The organism is Acinetobacter sp. Tol 5, from assembly GCF_019702905.1.
Taxonomy (GTDB): Bacteria; Pseudomonadota; Gammaproteobacteria; order Pseudomonadales; family Moraxellaceae; genus Acinetobacter; species Acinetobacter bereziniae.
In genome coordinates this window covers 2,019,916-2,040,939 of sequence record NZ_AP024708.1, presented here as the reverse complement: position 1 = coordinate 2,040,939, position 21,024 = coordinate 2,019,916, and the positions used below count along the sequence as shown (strand labels likewise).

General features: G+C 36.9%; 22 protein-coding genes and 1 riboswitch. Of the genes, 13 read left to right on the top strand and 9 right to left on the bottom strand.

What is annotated here, in order from left to right; genetic code table 11:
- Positions 1-9 precede the first annotated feature (9 nt).
- Together TOL5_RS09445 and TOL5_RS09440 are read right to left on the bottom strand one after the other, a co-directional pair.
- Complete coding sequence (locus tag TOL5_RS09445; RefSeq protein WP_009584767.1) at positions 10-2,949, bottom strand: insulinase family protein; 2,940 nt, start codon at positions 2,947-2,949, stop codon at positions 10-12.
- Between the two features lie 734 nt (positions 2,950-3,683).
- Positions 3,684-4,151, bottom strand: coding sequence for a GNAT family N-acetyltransferase (locus tag TOL5_RS09440; RefSeq protein WP_005031989.1), 468 nt, complete (start codon positions 4,149-4,151; stop codon positions 3,684-3,686).
- A gap of 260 nt (positions 4,152-4,411) precedes the next feature.
- On the opposite strand from TOL5_RS09440, the gene TOL5_RS09435 reads away from it, so the two are divergent.
- Genes TOL5_RS09435 through TOL5_RS09425 form a run of 3 tightly spaced genes read left to right on the top strand, consistent with a single transcriptional unit; the run spans position 4,412 to position 6,376 of the window.
- The gene (locus TOL5_RS09435; protein WP_121775181.1) at positions 4,412-5,416 is read left to right on the top strand and encodes an adenosine kinase; all 1,005 of its coding nucleotides are present in this window, start codon (positions 4,412-4,414) and stop codon (positions 5,414-5,416) included.
- An 18-nt stretch (positions 5,417-5,434) separates the two neighbouring features.
- A complete protein-coding gene (locus tag TOL5_RS09430) occupies positions 5,435-5,743 on the top strand; it encodes a Rieske (2Fe-2S) protein (RefSeq protein WP_010591332.1) in 309 nt (102 codons plus the stop codon).
- Positions 5,744-5,761: 18 nt separating this feature from the next.
- Positions 5,762-6,376: an OB-fold-containig protein gene (locus TOL5_RS09425; RefSeq protein WP_004830441.1), complete on the top strand. Its 615-nt coding sequence runs from the start codon at positions 5,762-5,764 to the stop codon at positions 6,374-6,376.
- Between the two features lie 69 nt (positions 6,377-6,445).
- Here the strand turns inward: TOL5_RS09425 and TOL5_RS09420 are convergent, their stop codons facing one another.
- Entirely contained in the window at positions 6,446-7,042 is a 597-nt protein-coding gene (locus TOL5_RS09420) for an NAD(P)H-dependent oxidoreductase (protein ID WP_121775182.1), read from the bottom strand.
- Positions 7,043-7,577: 535 nt separating this feature from the next.
- Between TOL5_RS09420 and cydP the strand changes: the two genes are divergently transcribed.
- Genes cydP through TOL5_RS09395 form a run of 5 tightly spaced genes read left to right on the top strand, consistent with a single transcriptional unit; the run spans position 7,578 to position 10,928 of the window.
- Entirely contained in the window at positions 7,578-7,769 is a 192-nt protein-coding gene (gene cydP / locus TOL5_RS09415) for a cytochrome oxidase putative small subunit CydP (RefSeq protein ID WP_004830439.1), read from the top strand.
- The gene (locus TOL5_RS09410; protein ID WP_004830438.1) at positions 7,769-9,355 is read left to right on the top strand and encodes a cytochrome ubiquinol oxidase subunit I; all 1,587 of its coding nucleotides are present in this window, start codon (positions 7,769-7,771) and stop codon (positions 9,353-9,355) included. Before cydP ends, TOL5_RS09410 begins: the two co-directional genes overlap by 1 nt.
- Positions 9,352-10,497 carry a cytochrome d ubiquinol oxidase subunit II gene (gene cydB, locus TOL5_RS09405; RefSeq protein WP_046760804.1) on the top strand — a complete coding sequence of 382 codons (1,146 nt, stop codon included), beginning with the start codon at positions 9,352-9,354 and terminating at the stop codon, positions 10,495-10,497. The genes TOL5_RS09410 and cydB overlap by 4 nt, the downstream gene beginning before the upstream one ends.
- Positions 10,498-10,526: 29 nt before the next feature.
- Complete coding sequence (gene cydX, locus TOL5_RS09400; RefSeq protein ID WP_002120988.1) at positions 10,527-10,628, top strand: cytochrome bd-I oxidase subunit CydX; 102 nt, start codon at positions 10,527-10,529, stop codon at positions 10,626-10,628.
- Between the two features lie 3 nt (positions 10,629-10,631).
- Positions 10,632-10,928: a cyd operon YbgE family protein gene (locus TOL5_RS09395; protein WP_004830434.1), complete on the top strand. Its 297-nt coding sequence runs from the start codon at positions 10,632-10,634 to the stop codon at positions 10,926-10,928.
- A gap of 54 nt (positions 10,929-10,982) precedes the next feature.
- Here TOL5_RS09395 and TOL5_RS09390 read toward each other — a convergent pair whose 3' ends face one another.
- Together TOL5_RS09390 and TOL5_RS09385 are read right to left on the bottom strand one after the other, a co-directional pair.
- Positions 10,983-11,528 carry a GNAT family N-acetyltransferase gene (locus tag TOL5_RS09390; protein WP_121775183.1) on the bottom strand — a complete coding sequence of 182 codons (546 nt, stop codon included), beginning with the start codon at positions 11,526-11,528 and terminating at the stop codon, positions 10,983-10,985.
- 250 nt (positions 11,529-11,778) lie between these two features.
- Positions 11,779-12,441, bottom strand: coding sequence for a DUF2057 domain-containing protein (locus TOL5_RS09385; protein WP_121775184.1), 663 nt, complete (start codon positions 12,439-12,441; stop codon positions 11,779-11,781).
- 593 nt (positions 12,442-13,034) lie between these two features.
- Between TOL5_RS09385 and TOL5_RS09380 the strand changes: the two genes are divergently transcribed.
- Entirely contained in the window at positions 13,035-14,228 is a 1,194-nt protein-coding gene (locus TOL5_RS09380) for a hypothetical protein (RefSeq protein ID WP_121775185.1), read from the top strand.
- 125 nt (positions 14,229-14,353) lie between these two features.
- Positions 14,354-14,617: a hypothetical protein gene (locus tag TOL5_RS09375; protein WP_005031999.1), complete on the top strand. Its 264-nt coding sequence runs from the start codon at positions 14,354-14,356 to the stop codon at positions 14,615-14,617.
- A 112-nt stretch (positions 14,618-14,729) separates the two neighbouring features.
- On the opposite strand, the gene TOL5_RS09370 is transcribed toward TOL5_RS09375, so the two are convergent.
- Positions 14,730-15,059 carry a DUF6678 family protein gene (locus TOL5_RS09370; protein ID WP_227544080.1) on the bottom strand — a complete coding sequence of 110 codons (330 nt, stop codon included), beginning with the start codon at positions 15,057-15,059 and terminating at the stop codon, positions 14,730-14,732.
- Positions 15,060-15,161: 102 nt separating this feature from the next.
- Between TOL5_RS09370 and TOL5_RS09365 the strand changes: the two genes are divergently transcribed.
- The 3 genes from TOL5_RS09365 (at position 15,162) to TOL5_RS22455 (ending at position 17,517) form a co-directional block, all read left to right on the top strand.
- Positions 15,162-16,316, top strand: coding sequence for a hypothetical protein (locus TOL5_RS09365; protein WP_121775186.1), 1,155 nt, complete (start codon positions 15,162-15,164; stop codon positions 16,314-16,316).
- Between the two features lie 9 nt (positions 16,317-16,325).
- A complete protein-coding gene (gene thiM, locus TOL5_RS09360) occupies positions 16,326-17,192 on the top strand; it encodes a hydroxyethylthiazole kinase (RefSeq protein ID WP_009584791.1) in 867 nt (288 codons plus the stop codon).
- Between the two features lie 163 nt (positions 17,193-17,355).
- Positions 17,356-17,517, top strand: a complete 162-nt coding sequence (locus tag TOL5_RS22455) for a DUF4240 domain-containing protein (RefSeq protein WP_171500183.1) — start codon at positions 17,356-17,358, stop codon at positions 17,515-17,517.
- 61 nt (positions 17,518-17,578) lie between these two features.
- Here the strand turns inward: TOL5_RS22455 and TOL5_RS09350 are convergent, their stop codons facing one another.
- From TOL5_RS09350 to TOL5_RS09340, 3 genes are all read right to left on the bottom strand, one after another.
- Positions 17,579-17,947 (bottom strand): 5-carboxymethyl-2-hydroxymuconate Delta-isomerase, encoded by a 369-nt coding sequence (locus tag TOL5_RS09350; RefSeq protein WP_005032003.1) that lies wholly within the window; start codon positions 17,945-17,947, stop codon positions 17,579-17,581.
- A gap of 307 nt (positions 17,948-18,254) precedes the next feature.
- On the bottom strand, positions 18,255-19,868 hold the full coding sequence (locus tag TOL5_RS09345; protein ID WP_121775195.1) for a phosphoethanolamine transferase: 1,614 nt from the start codon (positions 19,866-19,868) through the stop codon (positions 18,255-18,257).
- A gap of 14 nt (positions 19,869-19,882) precedes the next feature.
- A complete protein-coding gene (locus TOL5_RS09340) occupies positions 19,883-20,464 on the bottom strand; it encodes a TMEM165/GDT1 family protein (RefSeq protein ID WP_162987716.1) in 582 nt (193 codons plus the stop codon).
- A gap of 72 nt (positions 20,465-20,536) precedes the next feature.
- A riboswitch (yybP-ykoY riboswitch) is annotated at positions 20,537-20,681 on the bottom strand.
- Positions 20,682-21,024 lie beyond the last annotated feature (343 nt).

The following is a 21,024-nucleotide window of genomic DNA, read 5'->3' as shown; positions in this document are numbered from 1 at the left end:
TATTTTGAGTTAATTTACTTTTTTAATTTCAAAACCTAATTGTTCTAACAATTCTTTTTTGGCAACTGGTGCTACGACTGCTTTTACAGGCTTTTGCTCAACCAAATAAGTTTGTGTTACACGCTTAAGATCGTCAATAGTAACGTTTAATAATCGTTCACGTAATTGCTTTCTAAACGCAGGAGTGCGTCCATGAAGCAAGGCATAACATGCCGTGATTGCTTCACCTGCTGGAGAACCAGGTTTATCCATACTTGAAACCAACCCCAGAATTGCTTCTTCAAGTTGATAAGCATGCTGCTCCTTGTTCAACAACCAATCCAAACTTGCTTCAAAGTCTTGGAATGTTTCTGCAAGACGAGGGTCGCGATAACTATAAAAGCGGAAAGAACATGCATTGCCATCATAACTCGCTCCCCCCCCATATGCACCGCCTTTTTCACGGATTGCACTGTGTAAGAAGCCATTACGTAAATAACCAGCCAGAACCATCAAAGGTGCAGCATCTGGATGTGAAACTTCCACCGCTTGATACGCAGAGGCACAGAACTGGACATTGGCTTGAATCAACCAAGCTTGATCAGCATGACTGTCATCTTGCTCAACCTTAGACAAATATACTGGTGCTTGATCTACACTCAATTTATCCCAAACGATTTGGACTTCTTCAACCAGACGTTCTGAATGATGTTCTTCACACACCAATAAGAACTGTTTTGGTGCAAGCATTAAACCACGATGAATTGATTTTAGTTCTTCAATGAATTCATCATAAGCCACTTCATCATTTTCAATTTTAGCAACCAGATCACCCAACCAATTTAAAGCACCCAAGCCTGTATTATCATAATCACGTTTTGCCAGAGCACTCATCTGACGCGATGCAATTTGCATTGCATAACTATGACCAGAGCCAGACAAACGTGAAGCCCAACGTGTCTTACGTTGTTGTAACAGTTCGATAATGCGATCTTTCTCATCAAAACGTAATTGCTCAAAAGCAAGCTTGAGTAAACCAATGGCATCAAATCTATCTGTCAATGATTTAGTGGTCAGGGTTAACCAAGCACTAATTTGACCTTTATCATCGGTTTTAGAACGCAATGATGCGCCCATGCCTAAACCGCCACTCACCGCAGTTTGAAGTTGTTGAAGTTGCAAATAATCATATTCACCAGCACCAACTTCCCCCATTAAAACGGACAATAAGTTGAAATAAGGTGATTTTACAATTTGATCAGGAATTTGAATCAGCACTTGTTGATAGTAAATACCATTAGTGCCTGCATGATACAAATTCAATGGCGTATCAATACCATTACAGATAATCTCACGCAATTGACCTTGTACAATTGGCAACTCAGCTGGAATATCTTCCAAACCCACTTTAGGCAATAGATCTAAATCATCGGGAGTCTCTTGACGAACTTTTAAAGCTTCTGTTTGTGCAATAATTTCAGCTTTATCAGCATCCGTTAAAGCAGCACCAATTTTTGCCAAACGTGCTTTCTCTTCTTGTGCTTCCAGTGCAGATTTATTTGCATCTGGTACAAGGGTCATTTGTACACGATGTGGATTATCCAATAAATGAACTTGAATTAAGTTCGATAACCACATTGGATCTTTGAGCTCTTCTTTGACTTCAGCAATAACGGTATCTACGTCCCATGCATGAATTGGGTCATTGTGATGAATTGCGCTACCTAGACCATTCAAAATCAGTGTTAAACCATATGGAGTACCATCACCACTGATTTCACGTTGATGCAATTCAATTTGATGTAAAATCGCATCAACCATATCTTTGTCAATTGGTTTTGAAGCAACGTCTTGTAGAATGTTCAACACACCTTGTCTAAATGCTTCGGCATGTTCAGGATTGGAGCCTTGTACACCACAATAAAAAGTCATCTCATAGTTTGAATCATCTACACCCATGATTGGACCGGTAGACTGCGCATAACCACAAGTCTCAAGATAATGACGTAGTGGTGAAGCAGAGTTTTCTAATAAAATCCCTTCAACCAAACGCATACCTAAACGTAATTTAACATCACTGGTTTTTGGCAATAACCACGACAAAATATGGTATGTCTTATCTTTTAAATCTTCTGCATCAACCGCATACGTTTCTTGTACTTCAATTGGTGCCGTTAAACGTTGCTCTTCTTTTGAATAGATCGTTTCGCCTTTTGTAAACTTAGAAAGTGCTAACTTTTCAAACTGCTCTTGTAAATGATAGGCAGATTGATCACCAAAAGTCATGAAGATTGCATTGCTTGGGTGATAATGTGATTTATAGAAAGTCACCAACTCATCATAACTCAAGTCTGGAATATCCTTAGGATCACCACCAGAATTATAATGGTAAGTGGTTTTCGGGAATAAATGATGTGCCAACTGGTGATAAAGTTGATCAGAAGGTGAACTCATTGCACCTTTCATCTCATTAAATACCACACCCTTATAAACTGGCTGACCATCTTCCAGCTCAATACGAATGCCTTCTTGTGCAAAATCCAAAGGATTTAAATTAGCAGCAAAAGCAGCATCCATATAAACTTCCAACAGGTTTTGGAAGTCTTTTTTGTTTTGTGTCGCAAATGGATACGCTGTCCAATCCGCCGCAGTAAATGCATTCATAAATGTATTTAAAGAACGTCGAATCATCAGAAAAAATGGATCACGTACAGGGAATTTCTCTGAACCACATAACGCAGTATGCTCTAAGATATGTGCCTCACCCTTTGAATCCATCGGTTGAGTACGGAAAGCAACCAGAAACACATTTTCGTCGTGATCGGTTGCCAAATGGTAGTGCATTGCACCAGTCACTTTATGTTTATATTCAGACACTAAAATGTCTAAAGCTTCTACATGGTGTTGACGTACCAGCTGAAACGCAGGATGAACAGTTTGAGATAAGGTTTCAGTGACATCTACAGTCATGCGATCTCCAATATTAAATGTTTATCTATACGTTTAAGTATAACTGAAACTTAAATAAATGCGATTCATTCCTAACACTAATTCTTAGTAAATCAATCAGGATTAATCAGGACTCGTCGTTGAAATATCAAGAATGAGCAATGAGTTAAATAAAAAAAGTGATGATCAAAAGATTCGATCATCACTGTAAAACTTAATTTTTTTATTGATAATGACTTGAATCTGATTTTTTATATAAGCGTCAGAAACTTTTGGTGATTAGTTTAATTTTTGCATTTTGAATCATCGATGGTCTTTCTATCGTGAGGCGACATGGATGTCGCCATGTTGAGCGTAGATATGTGAGCAAAAACAACGCACTGCTTTGTTTGCAGTGCAAGAATGTTGTTCAACAAAAAAGTGGTTATGAAAAGCGAAGCATCGCCTACACAAACCAATTTAAACTTTAGATATAAAGCTTTGTATTGCAAGCTTTATATCATCAAACAATATCTTTATCGCAATGATTTTATTGATCTAGAAATTATATTTACTATATGGATTTTTCAACAGATTGACTATAGCTTATTGAAAAATAAAATTATAAAAATCAATATTTAAGTTTTGGAGATTAATTTAGATCAATCCCCAAAAGCATAAAGCCCCTACATGAGTTCAGATGATGCGCATGTCTACTTATTGATTCTTCTAATCTTTAATTAAAGGCTCATTATTGGGCAAAGATTTTCAATTCACTATATCAAGTATTTGAAATAGTTATAATTGGGATGATTTTCAACAAATACATAATTTTGCTTTTGATAAAATGGAGCTGCATCTTTTTCGCTATTTAAGCACAGTGCAGAAAAATGAGATTTTGCTTTTTTTTCGAGGTCTTGCAATAAACGCTTACCTATACCGCTTTTACGATATTCAGGTAACACATAGAAACGACGTACACGACCGATTTTATGCTGTGTTTCAGGCTTTTGATTGGTCTCACTATCTTCGCTCATTTGAATATTGAGACCGCCACAAGCAATCAGTTTATCGCCATTAAATGCAACCAGTAAAAATTCACCTTGACGATTAAATTTATTTTTTCCTTGTTGATACTCATCAATCAACCGTTGAATAAATTGAAAACCTTCTTTTTCAGCAACCGCGGCTAAATCTTGAATTTGTGCAGGCAATTGATCAACCTGTTGAATTAAAATATTCACTCAATCTCCAATGTGTTTTAAAACGATAGACCATTGACTCAACTTGTATCTATTCTCGATATATAACCTGATGATATAGCGAACTCAAGATAGAGCTTGTGTTTGAATCTTAGGAACTATTCAACTACTGTGCAATAGCAGAACTTATAAAAATTCATGAATGTACTACTTGAGTCATAAATGAATTTTTTTCAACAATCTACTGTAAAGTTGAGCATTGGTGTAAACTTTAGTTTTTTAACATTGATGTGATGAAGAACATGGCAACAGTTGATCTTTTTGCAATTGGTAATGCATTAATTGACCAAGAATTTAGAGTTTCAGATCAGTTTTTGACTGAACAAAATTTGCAAAAAGGTACCATGCAATTGGCTGATGGTTACACTCAAGCCCAACTCTACAACAATTTAAATGCCAGCCAAGTTTATAAAGGACAAGCTTCAGGCGGTTCTGCTGCCAATACCACAGTTGCATTTAGTGCGCTGGGTTCTTCTGCATTTTATGCTTGCCGTGTAGGCAATGATGAATTAGGTCGTATTTATCTTGACGGCTTGAATGATGCTGGAATCATAACTTCACAAAAATCGATCAGCGAAGGTGTGACGGGAACATGTATGGTACTTGTCAGTGATGATTCAGAACGCACCATGCAGACCTATTTAGGCATCACTGCAGAACTTTCAGCACAACAAATGGATTTTGAACCTTTAAAAACAGCACAATGGCTCTATATTGAAGGTTATTTATCCACCAGTGATACTGCTCGCTTAGCGGTCAAACAAGCACGTCAAATTGCACGCGAACACAATGTTAAAATCGCCCTTACCCTTTCCGACCCAGCAATGGTGCAATATGCTCGTCAAGGTTTAAACGAATTACTCGACGATGGCGTAGATCTGATTTTCTGTAATGAACAAGAAGCGATGCTGTATACAGAAACGGATACTGTCGAAGCTGCTCTGGCAAAGTTAAAAACCTTGAGCCGAGACGTCGTGATTACGTTAAGTGCAAAAGGCGCTTTAGTCTCCAATCAAGATCAACATTTTTATGTCCCTGGTCGTAAAGTCAATGCTGTTGATGCGAATGGTGCTGGCGATGCCTTTTCAGGCGCATTCCTATATGCGTTAAATTGTGGTGAAAATTTACAAACAGCAGCGCAACTTGCTATTCTTGTTTCTAGTGAGGTAGTGGCTAAATTTGGACCTCGTTTAGAAATTGCAGAATATGCGACTCTGCTCGAAACATTCAAAAAGGAATGTGCATAAATGGCTGAAAAAATTGCAATGACCGATGAAATTGAAGAGCGCAAAGCACGTGCCTTCGACACAATGACAGGTGATACAATTTTTATCACTCAACGGGATGGGGCTTTTTATGCCTATCAAAATGTGTGTCCACATCTTCAAACTGAACTTGAGTTTCTTGAAAATCAATTTTTAGATCAAGATGGCGAATATATCCAGTGTTCAACACATGGCGCTTTGTTTGAAGTCGAAACAGGTGAATGTATTTCTGGACCATGCCTTGGTGATAAATTGGAAAAAGTGAATATTTCAGTTCATTCAGATGGTGGAATCTACATTGTAGATTAATAACCAAGGACAACTGCCATGCTGGAATTCTTATTTGAACATGAATTAATGCCCTTTCATTTGAGTGTTTTGGCGTTAATTTTACTTAGCATGGCAGAAACTTTTGGATATTATCTTGGTATCCGACCTAGTACATTTCTTAAAAAAGTGTCTCCTGATTGGTTGATTGAATCCCCTCTTTTACAAGTAAAATTTTCAAAAGTTCTTATCTTCGTTTTTTTATTGCTTAACTTTAGTTTTGCAGGCTATTTTTTACAATTATCAATATTTGCCAGCAAACAAGAATTTGCTGCTTGGTATTATGTAATTTTACCTGCTTTGGTCATCGCAATTTTTTTTACTGTATTTATGATCCACTGTCTTGATCAAGTGATTAAACCCAAAATCACCACGAATCAAGTGGACTTACTCGGACGCCTTGCAACAGTATCAAGTGGCAATGCACGACCTGGATTTTCCGCACAAGCGCGTGTCCGTGATGAAAATGGTCAACTCCACTATGTCCAAGTCGAACCTGAGTTTGGGGAATTAGAGTTTCAATCACAAATCATCTTAATACGTTTCAGAAAATCACATTATATAGCCAAAAAAATTTCAACATCGAATCAGCTATTTAGTTCAGATCAATATTAGTTCAGCATCTATTTTTGTGATTAGGGTCTGTTGATTGATCATTCGCACCTTGTATGCGTAAAAAGCCTATCATTTTGCCCATTTTGAAATTTTGCTTTGAATACGCTTAAGATATGAATTGACTTGAGCTTGGCTTAACTTTTCAGCTTTGTAGATAGATAACATGTACAACTGTGAGTTTGGTGCACAGGTACCCAATAATGCAATTTTCAATATCCGTTTTACTGGCTGCCACATAATCAGACGGTCAACCCACCATGGAGACCCCAGTGAAGTTATCGCCAGTGTATATCTTAAATGATTCAATTTAGGCTGAATCGCACCCAAATCAGATGAATGATTATAAGCAATACCTGGTGCCCAAACTCGATCAAACCAACCTTTAAGTATTGCAGGAAAACCAAACCACCATGTTGGAAAGACCAGTATTAAAGCTTCTACAGAAAGTAAATCATCTATCTTTTGTTTAACCGCTGTTTGATCAAATGCAGGACCGTAATAACTCAAACGTTCTTCATAGGTCAATGCAGGAGCAAAATCTGCTGCATATAGATCTTCAACCACTACTTCATGACCATTGTCAATTAAGCTAGCAATTGCTGTCTTTGCCATGCGATGGCATAAACTATCATTGATTGGATGCGCAATGACAACTAAGCATTTCATAAAATCCCCTCTTTTATCCCATAAATAATGATTAATTAGTTAAGATGAACAAAATTTAACCAACCTAACATACATCAAAAACAAAAAGCAGAGCTTATATTTCATAATCAAATAAATGCGACCTCACATTTAAATCATCAGTTTTAAATTTTTTAATCAGTGCTAATAAAGCCTTATAACAATCAACAATTATTTTTCTGATTCTCTAAACTCTATTTTAATAAAAATAAAACATCGGAATTAAACCAACCATTTCGATCAGAATTATTTTTAATCAAGAATAATTCAAACCATTTTGGTTGGTTTAATAAAATCTAAACAATACCATTTTGGTTGGTTTTATTTTTATTAATTCTAAGCATTTTGATCAACTTTAAAATCATTATTTCTTAGTATATTTTTTAACACATTAAAATATTAAGTATTTGTTTTAATTAATTTTAATAATATATTTTTATTTTAAGTGTTTTATCTATTTATTTCTTGTTGCGTTTTGTTTAATAATATAAGCATATTTAAATAATAGGCTTAACGCATGAGCTTAAAACCTAATGATTTAAACCGTCGGTTAGTCAGAGAAATTGCAATCATATTAATAATTAAGATTGCACTTTTAATGACGATCAAACATATCTGGTTTGATGCACCGACTATTCCTAAAGATTTTGATAACCAAGTTGCTGAGCGTATTGCTGGCAGTCCTTCCCAAATCAAGGAGACACGTTGATGATTTCTGAAAGCGTGGTCGATCTTTCGCGGTTCCAATTTGCAATGACCGCGATGTATCACTTTATATTTGTACCTCTTACTCTCGGTCTGGCTTTTATTCTTGCCATCATGGAAACCACTTATGTGATTTCTGGTAAAGAAATTTACAAAGACATGACCAAATTCTGGGGCAAACTTTTCGGTATTAACTTTGCTCTAGGTGTAACCACTGGTCTGACTATGGAATTCCAGTTCGGTACAAACTGGGCGTACTACTCTCACTATGTTGGTGATATTTTTGGTGCGCCACTTGCCATTGAAGGATTGATGGCATTCTTTTTAGAATCAACTTTTATTGGTTTATTCTTCTTTGGCTGGGATCGCCTTTCAAAAGTTCAACATTTAAGTGTGACATGGCTAGTTGCACTCGGTTCGAATTTATCTGCACTGTGGATTTTAGTTGCCAATGGTTGGATGCAAAATCCTGTCGGTTCAGAATTTAATTTTGAAACCATGCGTATGGAACTTGTAGATTTTGGCGCTTTGATTTTTAACCCTGTTGCTCAAGTAAAATTTGTTCATACTGTTTCAGCAGGTTATGTCACTGGGGCAATCTTTGTTTTAGCCATTTCGAGCTATTACTTATTGAAAAAACGTGATTTACCTTTTGCGCGTCGCTCTTTCGCCATCGCTGCAATTTTTGGTTTAGCATCAACACTTTCTGTAATTTTACTGGGTGACGAATCAGGTTATGAACTGGGTGATGTTCAAAAAACTAAACTGGCGGCAATTGAGTCTGAATGGGAAACTCACCCAGCTCCTGCACCGTTTACTTTGTTTGGTATTCCAAACCAAGAAGAGCAACGCACTGACTATGCGATAAAAATTCCATACGCAATGGGTATTATCGCAACACGCTCATTGGATAAAGAAGTAACGGGTCTTAAAGACTTGATGGTTCAACATGAAGCACGTATCCGTAACGGTATGGTGGCTTATAGTGAACTTGAAAAACTTCGTGCTGGTGACCGTTCGCCAGAACTTATGGCTTCTTTCAAAGAAAATCAAAAAGATTTAGGTTATGGCTTACTTCTTAAAAAATACACTGAAAATGTAACTGATGCATCTGAAGCACATATTCAGGCAGCAACGAAAGATACGATTCCTAACGTAACAGCATTGTTCTTTTCTTTCCGTGCAATGGTTGCTTCAGGTTTCTTAATGCTACTTCTATTTATCCTTGCAACTTTTGCAGTAGCAAAACGCAATGCTGAAAATAAACCATGGTTACTTAAATTTGCACTATTTGCTTTACCGCTTCCTTGGATTGCAGCACAAACTGGCTGGTATGTCGCTGAAGGTGGTCGTCAACCTTGGACCATTGGTGAAGTACTACCTACACACCTATCAGCATCAAGTTTAAGCACTGGTGATGTATGGGGTTCAATCATTGCATTAGCTGCGTTCTATACTGTGCTGTTGATTATTGAAATGTATCTAATGATCAAGTTCTCACGTTTAGGACCAAGTTCTTTACATACAGGTAAATATCACTTTGAAAAACTTGAAGCTCAACAAGCTCAAGCTGGGGAGGCTCAATCATGATCGAATATGAACTTCTCAAAATTATCTGGTGGGTTTTGGTTGGTGTCTTACTGATCGGCTTTGCCCTCACTGATGGTTTCGATATGGGCTCAATGGCATTGATGCCATTTGTAGGTAAAACAGATGACGAGCGTCGTGCAGCAATTAACACGATTGCTCCGCACTGGGAAGGCAACCAAGTTTGGTTTGTCACTGCCGGTGGTGCTCTCTTTGCAGCTTGGCCAATGGTTTATGCTACAGCATTTTCTGGTATGTATTGGGCACTATTACTGGTCTTATTTGCACTATTCCTCAGACCCGTTGGTTTCGACTACCGTTCTAAACTTGAAAATACCAAATGGCGTAATTCATGGGATTGGGGTTTATGCATAGGGGGTGCTGTACCTGCACTGGTGTTCGGTGTTGCCTTTGGTAATATGTTCTTGGGTGTACCATTTACCTTAGATGAAACTGTACGATCAACCTATACAGGTAGTTTCTTTGCGCTACTCAATCCATTTGCTTTAGTTTGCGGTATTGTCAGTTTATCGATGCTTTGTGCACATGGTGGCGCTTGGTTAATGCTTCGTACAGATGGCGTATTACGTCAACGCTCTGCAAAAGCAACTCAACTCATGGGTACAATCTTTTTGGTCTGTTTCTTAGCTGTTGGTGCTTGGCTCTACTTTGGTGGAATCGAGGGTTATACCTTAGTCAAACCATTTGATACCAATGCTGTTGCAAACCCATTGGCAAAAGAAGTTTTGACTACAGGCAACCATGGTTGGATGAATAACTATTCAACTTACCCGATCACAATACTTGCCCCAGTTTCAGCAATCTTGGGAGGCATCCTGATCATCTTCGGTGCAGGAAAAAATAAAGCAGGTATAAGCTTTACTGGTTCGACTCTGGCTGTAACAGGTTCGATCTTAACTGCTGGTTTTGCACTGTTCCCATTCTTAATGCCATCCAGTATCAATCCTACTGTAAGCTTAACCATGTGGGATGCTGTATCCAGTAAAAATACCCTAACAGTAATGACCGTTGTAGCTTCAATTTTTGTTCCAGTGATTTTAGCCTATACCACATGGTGCTATTACAAAATGTGGGGCGTCATTACCAACAAACATGTTCAAGAGAACTCACACAGCCTGTACTAAGGCTGTGTCTAAGCAAATAGGAGAATATTATGTGGTATTTCGCTTGGATTTTAGGGATCTTGATGGCATGCTTTGCAGGTGTCTTGAGTGCCCTTTATATCGAACATCATCAAGATTTGGATGAGGAATAAACCATGGCAGAGATCGCAATGACAACAAAAGAAAGGAAGCCGAACAAGTTTGCAATGGCCATTTCGTTTTTGATGGCATTGCCACTTGCAGCAGTATTACTCATCCACCCTGGTGCAATGCTTGATGCCAATGGACACTACAACCATAGTGCCCTAATGATGGTCATGATTGGCATTTCAGGTGGGTTTATACATGGTGTAGGATTTCTGCCACAGTTTTGGTTATGGAAATGGTTGTTTAGCCCTTATGTGGCATGGCCACTTATGTTATGGGGCTATTACACTTGGTTCTTGACCTAATCTAAAAAACAATAAAACCCTGATTTATTCAGGGTTTTATTGTTTCATATCAACTCAAATCCTATCCGCTATGCTCTTTTTCATTTCAACCAAGTGTAAACCCACAATGGGGATACCTACATTTGCACTTAAAGGATAATCATCAATGTGCCCTGTTGATTGATAACCACGGCGCTCATAATATGCAATCAGCTCATGACGAACACTGAGCACCCACATTACAAAATGCGTTAAATTAGGATGAATAGGCAGCATCTGATCACGCACATAATGTTCTGCAAAATCAAGTACCTTCTTACCAACCCCATGATTTTGCATTTTCGGTGCTATACAAAATGTGCCAATTTCGACTTGGATTGGATTAAATGTTAAACCTATACAGCCCACGATCTCTTCAGCGTACTCAACAACAAATAATTTGAAATGATCATCTGCCAACATTTGTGCCAATTGTTCGGCATTAATTCGAGCGCCAGTGACTATTTCTATTTCACTGGTCCAACTATTTTCCTGTTGTTGCCGATAGGCTGAATTGATCAAATTAATCAATTTCTGAATATCTAAAATTTGTGCAGTTCTAAATTTAAGTGAGTGTTTCATTGAATTTTAGGTCTATCATTTTATTGTGAGCAAATGACTTTATAAAACCTAATGACTATTTTGGAAAGCGGTTTTGAAGAGTAATCTTCAATCGTAGATTTGAATAGAAATATTAAGATCGGATATCTTCTTTAAACAAGAAAATGATTCCTTTAATCAATCAACTCTTAAAAAAAGACCATCGAGATGGTCTTTGATATTATCTAAAAAATTTCTGCTGTCATAAGCGTCTGCGAAGTGTCAATTGACGCTATTGATCAGCCAACCAAGTCATAAACTTTTGACGTTCTGCTTTGCTTGCTTTTTGCCAAATTTGAATCAATTGTTGATCAGCAGCATTGCTATTGGTTACAGCTGGTACACTTTTTGGCAAAGCATTTGAAACAACTGCGTGAGATGGCGCGGTATATACTGGCGCAGGTTGATTCACAGGCGCTTTATTACTTGAGGTTAAATCAATCACACGCCCAAATACGCCAGAACCAAACCAAGGTTTTGCTTCAGTATTGGCACCTGTTTGTTGAACCACGAGTCGATTATTATTGTCTAAAATTGCAATCGTTGGCTGTTCTGCATATTTTTTTGCATCATCAAAGTTATTTGGAGCACCCACCAGAGCCAACTTGTAATTTTGCCCATCTTTTAAATCAGGTGCTGTAATGGTGACCACACCTGATTTTAAAATATCGTGTTCACCATTTAAATGCTCAAAATATTGCTGATAACGCACACTTACAGCAGTCTGACCGGGATCAACTTGATACTCGTTCTTTTTACGAATCAAACCTGAATTGACTTCTTGATCATTCACAGCCAATACAACAATTTCTTCTGGCGCAGATAGCGTAACTGCTGCAAAAACTGACCCACTCAACATTAAACCCAATGCAGCAATTCCGTATTTAAATGCCATGTTGCTCTACTCTTATGTCAAAAATATGTAAAATTTATTGCACTATGCAATGTGGTGATGACAGTTTTATGACAACAACTGGCGTTTTATCATGAAGCTTAAATGATTGGTTTTTTATTTTTATTTATAGGATTCATTTTTTGGTCACCATATTGATCAAAAGCATCTGATTTGACAGAGATTTATCCCAAGCATATGTCAATATAAAATCGATTCTTGCTTAAAATATTGAATCTTTATTTGACTTGTAAAATGGTAATTTTATCCTTATGCAATTTATCGCAACACTTTAAATGATCATACCGACCATATTTTTCAAAGTGACAGTTTTCATTACATTGATTTAAAAATCAGAACAATTTATCGTAAAAATACAACAGCTCTATCGTGTATGCGACATAACAATTGATTTTTGGCATCTACAGCATATATCTGATCTTGTATTCATCTGAAATAATACCGCTCATCCCTTTGTCCTAAAAACACATATCAAATCTATACTGACTTTACTATAAGTAAGCAGGAGCTTCGTGTACAAATATTCGAACAAAGAAGTTCATCATTCTAACAAAAACAACAGGGATATATTCACTATGGAACAGAAACCTACTCCTCGATATAAAGCGATATTAACGGCTTGTATCATCGGCATAGCTTCAATTTCAGCATTATCAATTACAACTCAAGTGGTGGCAGCAAACAGTAATGTAACTTCGATCACACCAGCACAGCTTTCAAGTGTTGCCTATAGCATGAATGCCAATATGGCACAGCGTAATTTGACAACATCCGAAAGAAATCTGTATCAGCAATTGTACAACATCGCCAACAGTCAAAACTCATTGTACGACCCATCTATTTTTTCAATCGTTCAGCAGTACGAAAATGTTCGCAGCAAAATCCGTCAACAATTTGCAGTCGTACAACAGTTGGCTGTGAATACCTACGGCACCCGTGCTCAACAGAAAGTTTTACTGGCAACCAATGCATTTATCTTGATGTATTACGATGCACTCAGTCGGAATAACCCAAAATTCTATTGGCCAAATCTAGGTGTTTTCGTCGCTAATGATGTACGTTCTACATATGCATTGAGCTATTCTTTATCCAATGCCTTAGATCCTTTAAATGTCAAAAACGGACAAAATGTTGTCATTGCTGGAATGCCGATCCCAACATTGCAATCGACCATCGCCAAAGCCAATAATGAGTTAATTCAAGGACAAGCCAATGTGATGGCAGATATCGGTGGGCTAAGTGTCATGCATCAGCACTATGATTCAACAATTTTGGCACAACAGCTCAGTGGCTACGGTGCAAACCTGTCTCAAGCATTTAAATTACAGAAACTTGCAGATGAGGAAGCATTGCGATCTGGAATTTACTCATCACAGTTTAAAAAGCTCGCAACCAATGCTGCTATCAGTTTTGGTATACATGAACAGGAAAAAATTTTACAACCGATGTGGGACAAGCCTTTGATGCGAGACTTTGCCAACATCAACAATTTTATGCTGTCATTAAGCCTAGAGAATTTGGGCTTAAGGGGGGATATTTTTGTTGGGGTAAATAAATTTAAACTGATTTTTACACCTTATCTCATTATTCGCGCACCCTTTACAGCCACAAATCTCGCCAATTTACAGCATCGAATCGCTATTGCTCGTAATGGCTTCAATGTCTTAAACGAATGGAAACAAAATATCTTTTTTGCACCGTGGATTCCGATTTATCAAGCACAGATTGGTCGAGGTGAAGGATTGTACCAGCCAATAGGCGCGAGATAACAATTAGCTCACTGTGCATAACATTACATTTTTTTCAAAGCGAGTACATTTTGAGCACAATTCTTGCTTGTTTAAATGGGCGTATATCGCACAATAAAAAATACTCAACAGAAAAGAGGTGCAACATGATTTTTAAAGACCATATTGTCCGTGTTGAAAATATCAAGACGATGCAAATGCTAAATGATGCAAAAATAGATCATCAAGTGATTGCATTGTTTATGACCTGTGAAGGTATTCCTTTATCCACAGAAGACGTCAGCTGTATTTTAAGACAGTATGATTGCCTAGGACAGCACAAAGTTTCAGCTCAAAAGGCGAAAGCTTTGTTGCAGGCTAAAATGGAGCATTTTGAGGACTCAAAATTACCTTGCCCTGCTGCTTATTAGTTTATATCAGTATGAGCGTCGCACTTTAACCCAACTTTTAGTGGCAAATAGAATTCAGCTTGTATTTGCCACTTTCATAAAAAACCGTTTAATACTGACAACCTCAATACTGTTATTTTTGCAAAGTGATGATGAATATTTGGTTTTCAATATGATAATGCAACCCTGATTGCTGCATTTTTTCTTCTAATAATTCAGAATGGTCAATACATTTCAAAGCGACTCGTTGACCAATATAACGATTTTCGATTGAATTAATTTGAATCTGTCGAACTGTCCTCAGTGGAAAAATACCATAACGACATTCAATGTAATTTGGTGTTGGAAAAATTAAAAAATGATCCCATACTGATACTTCTAATGTATCAATCAGTTGAATGCGATAATTAAGATTTAATCTTTCAATCTCATTGAAAAGTAATACGATTGCATCAATCATCATCAGATATGAATATTTTATAAAACATTCATTTTAAGCAATCAGCTTTCCTCAATATAGATGTGTATAATGAAAAATCCTCAATAATTTTGTATTTAGCCCTATATGCTTCAAATTCTACAGAAACAGCTTGATGAAAGTACATTTTGCCCACTGTGTCAGGCAAGTATGTATTATGTCGAGGCTGAGGAGTTTGAAAAAGACGTTCAGTTCCATCAGTGCAGTCATTGTCATCATCAAGTGTTCCCCAATAATCAAGGCAACTGTCATTGTGAAACGTGTCAAAATAAACGACGTAAATTGATTAAAGAAACGCGCCTGCAAGAAACAAGAAAACTCAAAAGAAAAGATGATTTTGAATTGGGCTTAGATCAACTCAGCTTTTTACATAAGTTATTTTTATTGAGTATTTTAGACAATCAAGTACATGAAAATAGCCAACATCAAGAGTTTATTGATTGGGAAATCATTAAATATCATTCAATTACACCCAACTATTATTTTCAAAGTCAACTTCTCAATCAGTTGATTAAAGAAAACGTTCTTGTGCCAAAAGATTTTAGTGATGATGCACATCAATACTATATCAATGTCCGTTTAGATGGTTATTCCGAACCCAGCCTCTTTAGCATTACCACACAGCTTCGCCATTGGTTTTATGAAAATTTAAGTCAAGGAATACCATTCAGACATTCAGAAGAAGTCAAGAACACTCTCTACGTGTTGTTATATCAAGAAATCGTACAATTTACTCAACATTATTGTCGTACTTGGGGAATTCAAATTTCGGGCAATAAGAACTTCCAAACATTTTGTTATCGACTACTTGATGTTTTGGCTGTAGGGCAAATTTTCTATTTGATTCAGACCGCTTTGGAATATTTATATCAGAAAAAAGCCTTGCAAATCCGAAATGAAAATTTTATTAACACCAATATTTTAAAAAAAACCGTTCAGCAATATCGTGAACGTGCTGTCGCAGAAAAATGGGAAACATCGACGCTACCTCGCCCACCCAACATCCCTTTAAGTCGTATGAGTGAAATTCTATTTTATCATTTTTTAGGCTACGATGAAGGAATTTTCTTCCAACCAGTCTGGAAGTCTTGGAAAAAGATTGAACCGCGCTTAAACTTTTATTCACAAAAACGCTGTATGTACTGTGGTTCAAATGAACTCACTGTTGAATATGATGCACAAAATTACGTGACACTGCTCTGTCGAAACTGCAAACATCAAGATCACTACTTTACTCAGTAAGGACTTTATATGAATCATCCTGAAAATATTACCCATTCTCAAACGGATCAACTTCATATCCAGACTGATGTTATCTTACAGAAAGTTGTGGATGCTTGGACAGAATTACAAACCCAACAACCGTTGGTACACTGCATTACCAACAGCGTTGCAGCGAATTACGCAGCCAATATTTTATTGGCTGCTGGTGCATCACCTGCAATGATTGATAATCCCTTTGAAGCAGAAAGTTTTGCCTCTATTGCAGCGGCATTGAGTATTAATCTTGGAACACCAACATCTGAACAAATGCAAGCCATGCAAATTTCAGCACAGACTGTTGCAAATAAAAATACGCCTTGGGTACTTGATCCTGTGGGTTATGGTCCATTTCTAAAATGGCGTAGTGAAATGGTCGATCAATTGGTTTTACTTCATCCGACTATTATTCGTGGCAATGCATCTGAGATCAGTGCGCTCGCAGGCAACCAAGTTGAATCCAAGGGTGTTGATAGTGCAGTGTCAAGTAATGAGGTTTATTTACAAGCTCAAGCGCTGTTAAATCATTGTGAATGTGTTGCAATTTCTGGTGAATCCGATTTCGTCCTTTCAAAAGAACTGCATCATGTGATTCAAATTAATGGGGGAAGTTTTTTACAGCCTAAAGTTACGGCGACAGGTTGTGCTTTAGGTGCTTTAATTGCGGCATATAGCGCTGTGACCACTCCAGCAATTGCCACTATTTCTGCACATATTCACTTTGCCATTGCTGGAAAATTGGCTTTTGAAAAAGCCTCGGCTGTGGGAAGTTTTAATGTGGCGTTCCTCGATGAAATTTACCAAATGAGTGCCAATAAAATTTGGGAATACAGTGATATTCAAGTATTAGGTCTCTAAATTAATCTGAAATTGATTAGAGGATAATACTGAACAGCATTTAGAAGATTTAATTGCATATTTGTCTAGGTTTGATCAGCAACCATTGATTTTATTTGGAAAAAACTGCAACTTAAAACTTTCATGACTTTATCCTACTGAAATTGCAGAACTTGCCACAATTTTGCAAGCAGACTTTACCAAAGAGCATGGACTATATCATTTCAATGGCTATTTATCAGATGATCGTTTTCTTTATTTTAGGTGCTGGTTAATTCTTACAGGAAAAGAATTTTTTGAGGGCACATTGCATGAGATTGAAAACTTCGTCAGTTGTACTGTTTGAATAAATTGCTCAATTAAAGCGTGAATAAAAAATGGGGCTTATCGTTAAGCCCCATGATTGATCATTTTTTTACAAATACTTTCTTATAAATTTCTCTCGGCATTTCAGCAAATTCCACACAGAGCTGAATTTCCAGACCTTGAGCTGAATAGTCTTGAAACGACTGTAAAAATTGTGACAGATTTTCCGTCATTAAATTTTTTTGTTCTTCACTGCGTCCGCTTAAACCTTGTAAACGAACAAAGATGAATGCTTGTTGATTGTCTCCAAAACCGATCAGATAATCTGAAACTGATTGAATACGCGACTTAATATCATGTGCATCGCTGACTAAGCCCGTATCAAACAAAGCATGATTTAAACCCAACATCAATTTCTTTTGATCTAAATTCTGAATATTGTCTGAATAATCAATAAACATTTGTGGCATCGTGTTAACCATATGAAAATATTATAGATTAGTATTCAGTATAACATCCCTACTCTAGAAACTGTAAAATTAACGCAAATTTATAACTTTAGTTGTATATACTTCATTAAAAAATAAGCAAAAATTTAGATATAGTACTATTATCAAAGCATTGGTTATCAAATTTTTGCTTAGAATTCTCCACTCCCAAAATCTTGTTGAATGTAACTTTCTGATCGTTGCATCATATTCATTAATTTTTATATCACTACCACGACGTATACACGACCTCATAACCAAGGCAGGTATACTGAACGAAAAAATAAATTTAGCGCCATAATAACTTCGGAATAAAATGACATTTCTCATCTAACCAACATAGTTTTTCTTGAGTTTCCAATCGATCATGAAGTCCCATTAAATGTAAAACATAACGGTCTAAATCACTGGCATCGACAGGTCTTTGGCTACTTATTCCCTTTTTCGGCATTTGATCATACCAAATCAGGATTGGTACACGATAACCTGCTTCTGTATCCGAACTATGACCTGCATAATTGAGCTCATGACCCACTTGATTTCCATGATCAGATAAAAAAGTAAAAGATCTAAAATCAGCCCTTTTGGACAAAAGCAAATCAAACAGTTTAGAAACAATCCAATCTTGATAAAGGATACTATTATCGTATTCATTACGTTTTAACTGAATAAAATGATTGATTTTATTTTGCTCTAGCGTCCTTTCAACTTCATCATTTGTCGCATCATTAAATTTAGAAAACTGTTCAGGATAACGTAACTTATAATTTGGGTGTGAACCAATCAGATGTAGAATAATGAGCTTACGAGGCGTTGGATCATCTAACGCAGCTTTATAAGCTGGAAGAATATTTTCATCCAATGAACGACTGCTCCGACCGGACTGTTTATTGATAAAAACCACTTCGTCGGCATAGTTTGCAAATAATGATGAGATATAAACATCATCTTGATTACTGATCCAATACACCTTGAATCCTGCAGCTTTTGCATAGCCCATAATATTTTCTGGTGCTTGGTCATCCATCGCATTGCGTGTGCCATCATTAAATAAATAACGTAGCGATTGAATGGTAGAAGATGCAGGCGAATAACCTCGACAAAATACTTTGAACTGCCCACTACGTTTGCTTAACTCAGGTGTTGTATTTCGAGGATAACCACATAAGCCAAAATTAAAACTGGTAATACTGTCTGTTAAAACCACTGTATGGGTTTGCTGTTCAGCAAACGGTTTACGTCTATCCAATCTTTTTTTTGCATTGAACGTCCAAGTTTGATGTATATGATGGTGTTGTGAAACACGTGACTGAAAATCTTTAATTTTGCCATAATATCCATGCCAATAAGGTAGCGGATGTAAAGCAAAAGAAGGTTTTAGCACATAACTGACCACACACAGTAATATCAAAAAACCGAGGATTGAGCGCACTACTACACGCATTGGATAAATATGGTAATGTGGCTGATCAAAATATTTAAATAAGACTAAAAGATACAATCCCAATGTGGTTAAAAAACACAACAGCAAAAGCCCAAACAGTCCTGCATGTTGTTGCATGAACTCTAAACTTTCATTGAATGTGGTATTTGCAATCGACTCAACTATTAAATAGCCTTCTGCATCACTGTTAAATAACCACCAGCTCAGTGAAAGTAAGGTTGTATGCAAGAAAAAAATAAACCACCAAAGTATCGCGGATATTTTCCAGACCAGTTTTGACTTGCTACTCGCTTGGAAGCATAACCAAACACCTGGCATTGCTAAAAATGCTAAACGTAAACTATCCGCCCAGCTTCCAGCAAAGCCCAATGTGAAAAAGACAATCAAGACAGGCAAAAGCAAATAAAATGCAAAAAACCATCGTTGTATATCTATCGGCAGTTGATTAAATCGGCGCATTGCACTTAAACGCTTCAAACTTTGAAAAAGTAATGTTGAACGAGAGCAGCAACACCAATCGTTAAGAATACCAGTGCACCAATTTTATGAATCAATGAAATTGGAAGTTTTTCTGCAAGTTTGTTGCCAATAAATACTGCTGGAGCATTCACCAACATAATTCCCAAAGTAGTCCCTACTGTCACCCAGCCGATACTGTCAAAACGAGCAGCTAAAGCAACTGTTGCAATTTGGGTTTTATCCCCAATTTCTGCCAAAAAGAACAACACAAATGTTGCACCAAATACACCATATTTTTGCCATTTATTGATACTTTCGGATTCATCCCCCAACTCATCAGGAACAAGCATCCATATCGCCATCCCAATAAATCCTAATGAAACAATCCATAGCAGTACAGCTGGACTCAATACCGTGGTGATCCACTGACCCAATATGGCTGAAACACCATGATTGACAAGTGTGGCTAAAAAAATCGCCAATAGAATGGGAATGGGTTTTCGAAATCGTGCAGACAGAAGCAGAGCTAAAAGTTGAGTTTTGTCACCCATTTCAGATAAGGCAACAACAGCAAGAGAGATAAGGAAAGCAGACATCATAATACTTTTCTCTGGCTAGCAATAATTCCCAATGATTTATAACTCTAGCTAGCCAAAGCAGAGTAACAAATCAAAGGTCTTGCCAACAAAAAGAAATTATGATCAAAAAGATCTTTTGGTTCTTTGCTATGATGACCATGCCCATTTGAGCAATTATGTTGACCATCACCTTTTTACCCGAGGTAAAAAGCGGCTACTCCCCAATGAAGTTGAGTTATCATAAAGAATACTTGAGCAATTTTCAAACATAATTTTGCGATATCAAAGTTTCATATTTAATCTAGCATTGCGAGCCTGCAATAGTACGTTTTTACTCGATCTGTACAACTTATAGCATCTAAGATGAAACGCTAGAGTTGATGATCAATTCTAAATTTTCATAATCATCAAATTGTTCAAAAGAAACACTTCAATCTATTCATGTTCGTGCATGATAAAATGAGCACAACTGAAAGCTGAGATTATAGTCCTTCATATGCTTATATTCTGGGAATATTACAATATACGAATAGAGTAATTTTTCTCAACCTTATTCATACTTCCATCATTAGAAGGAT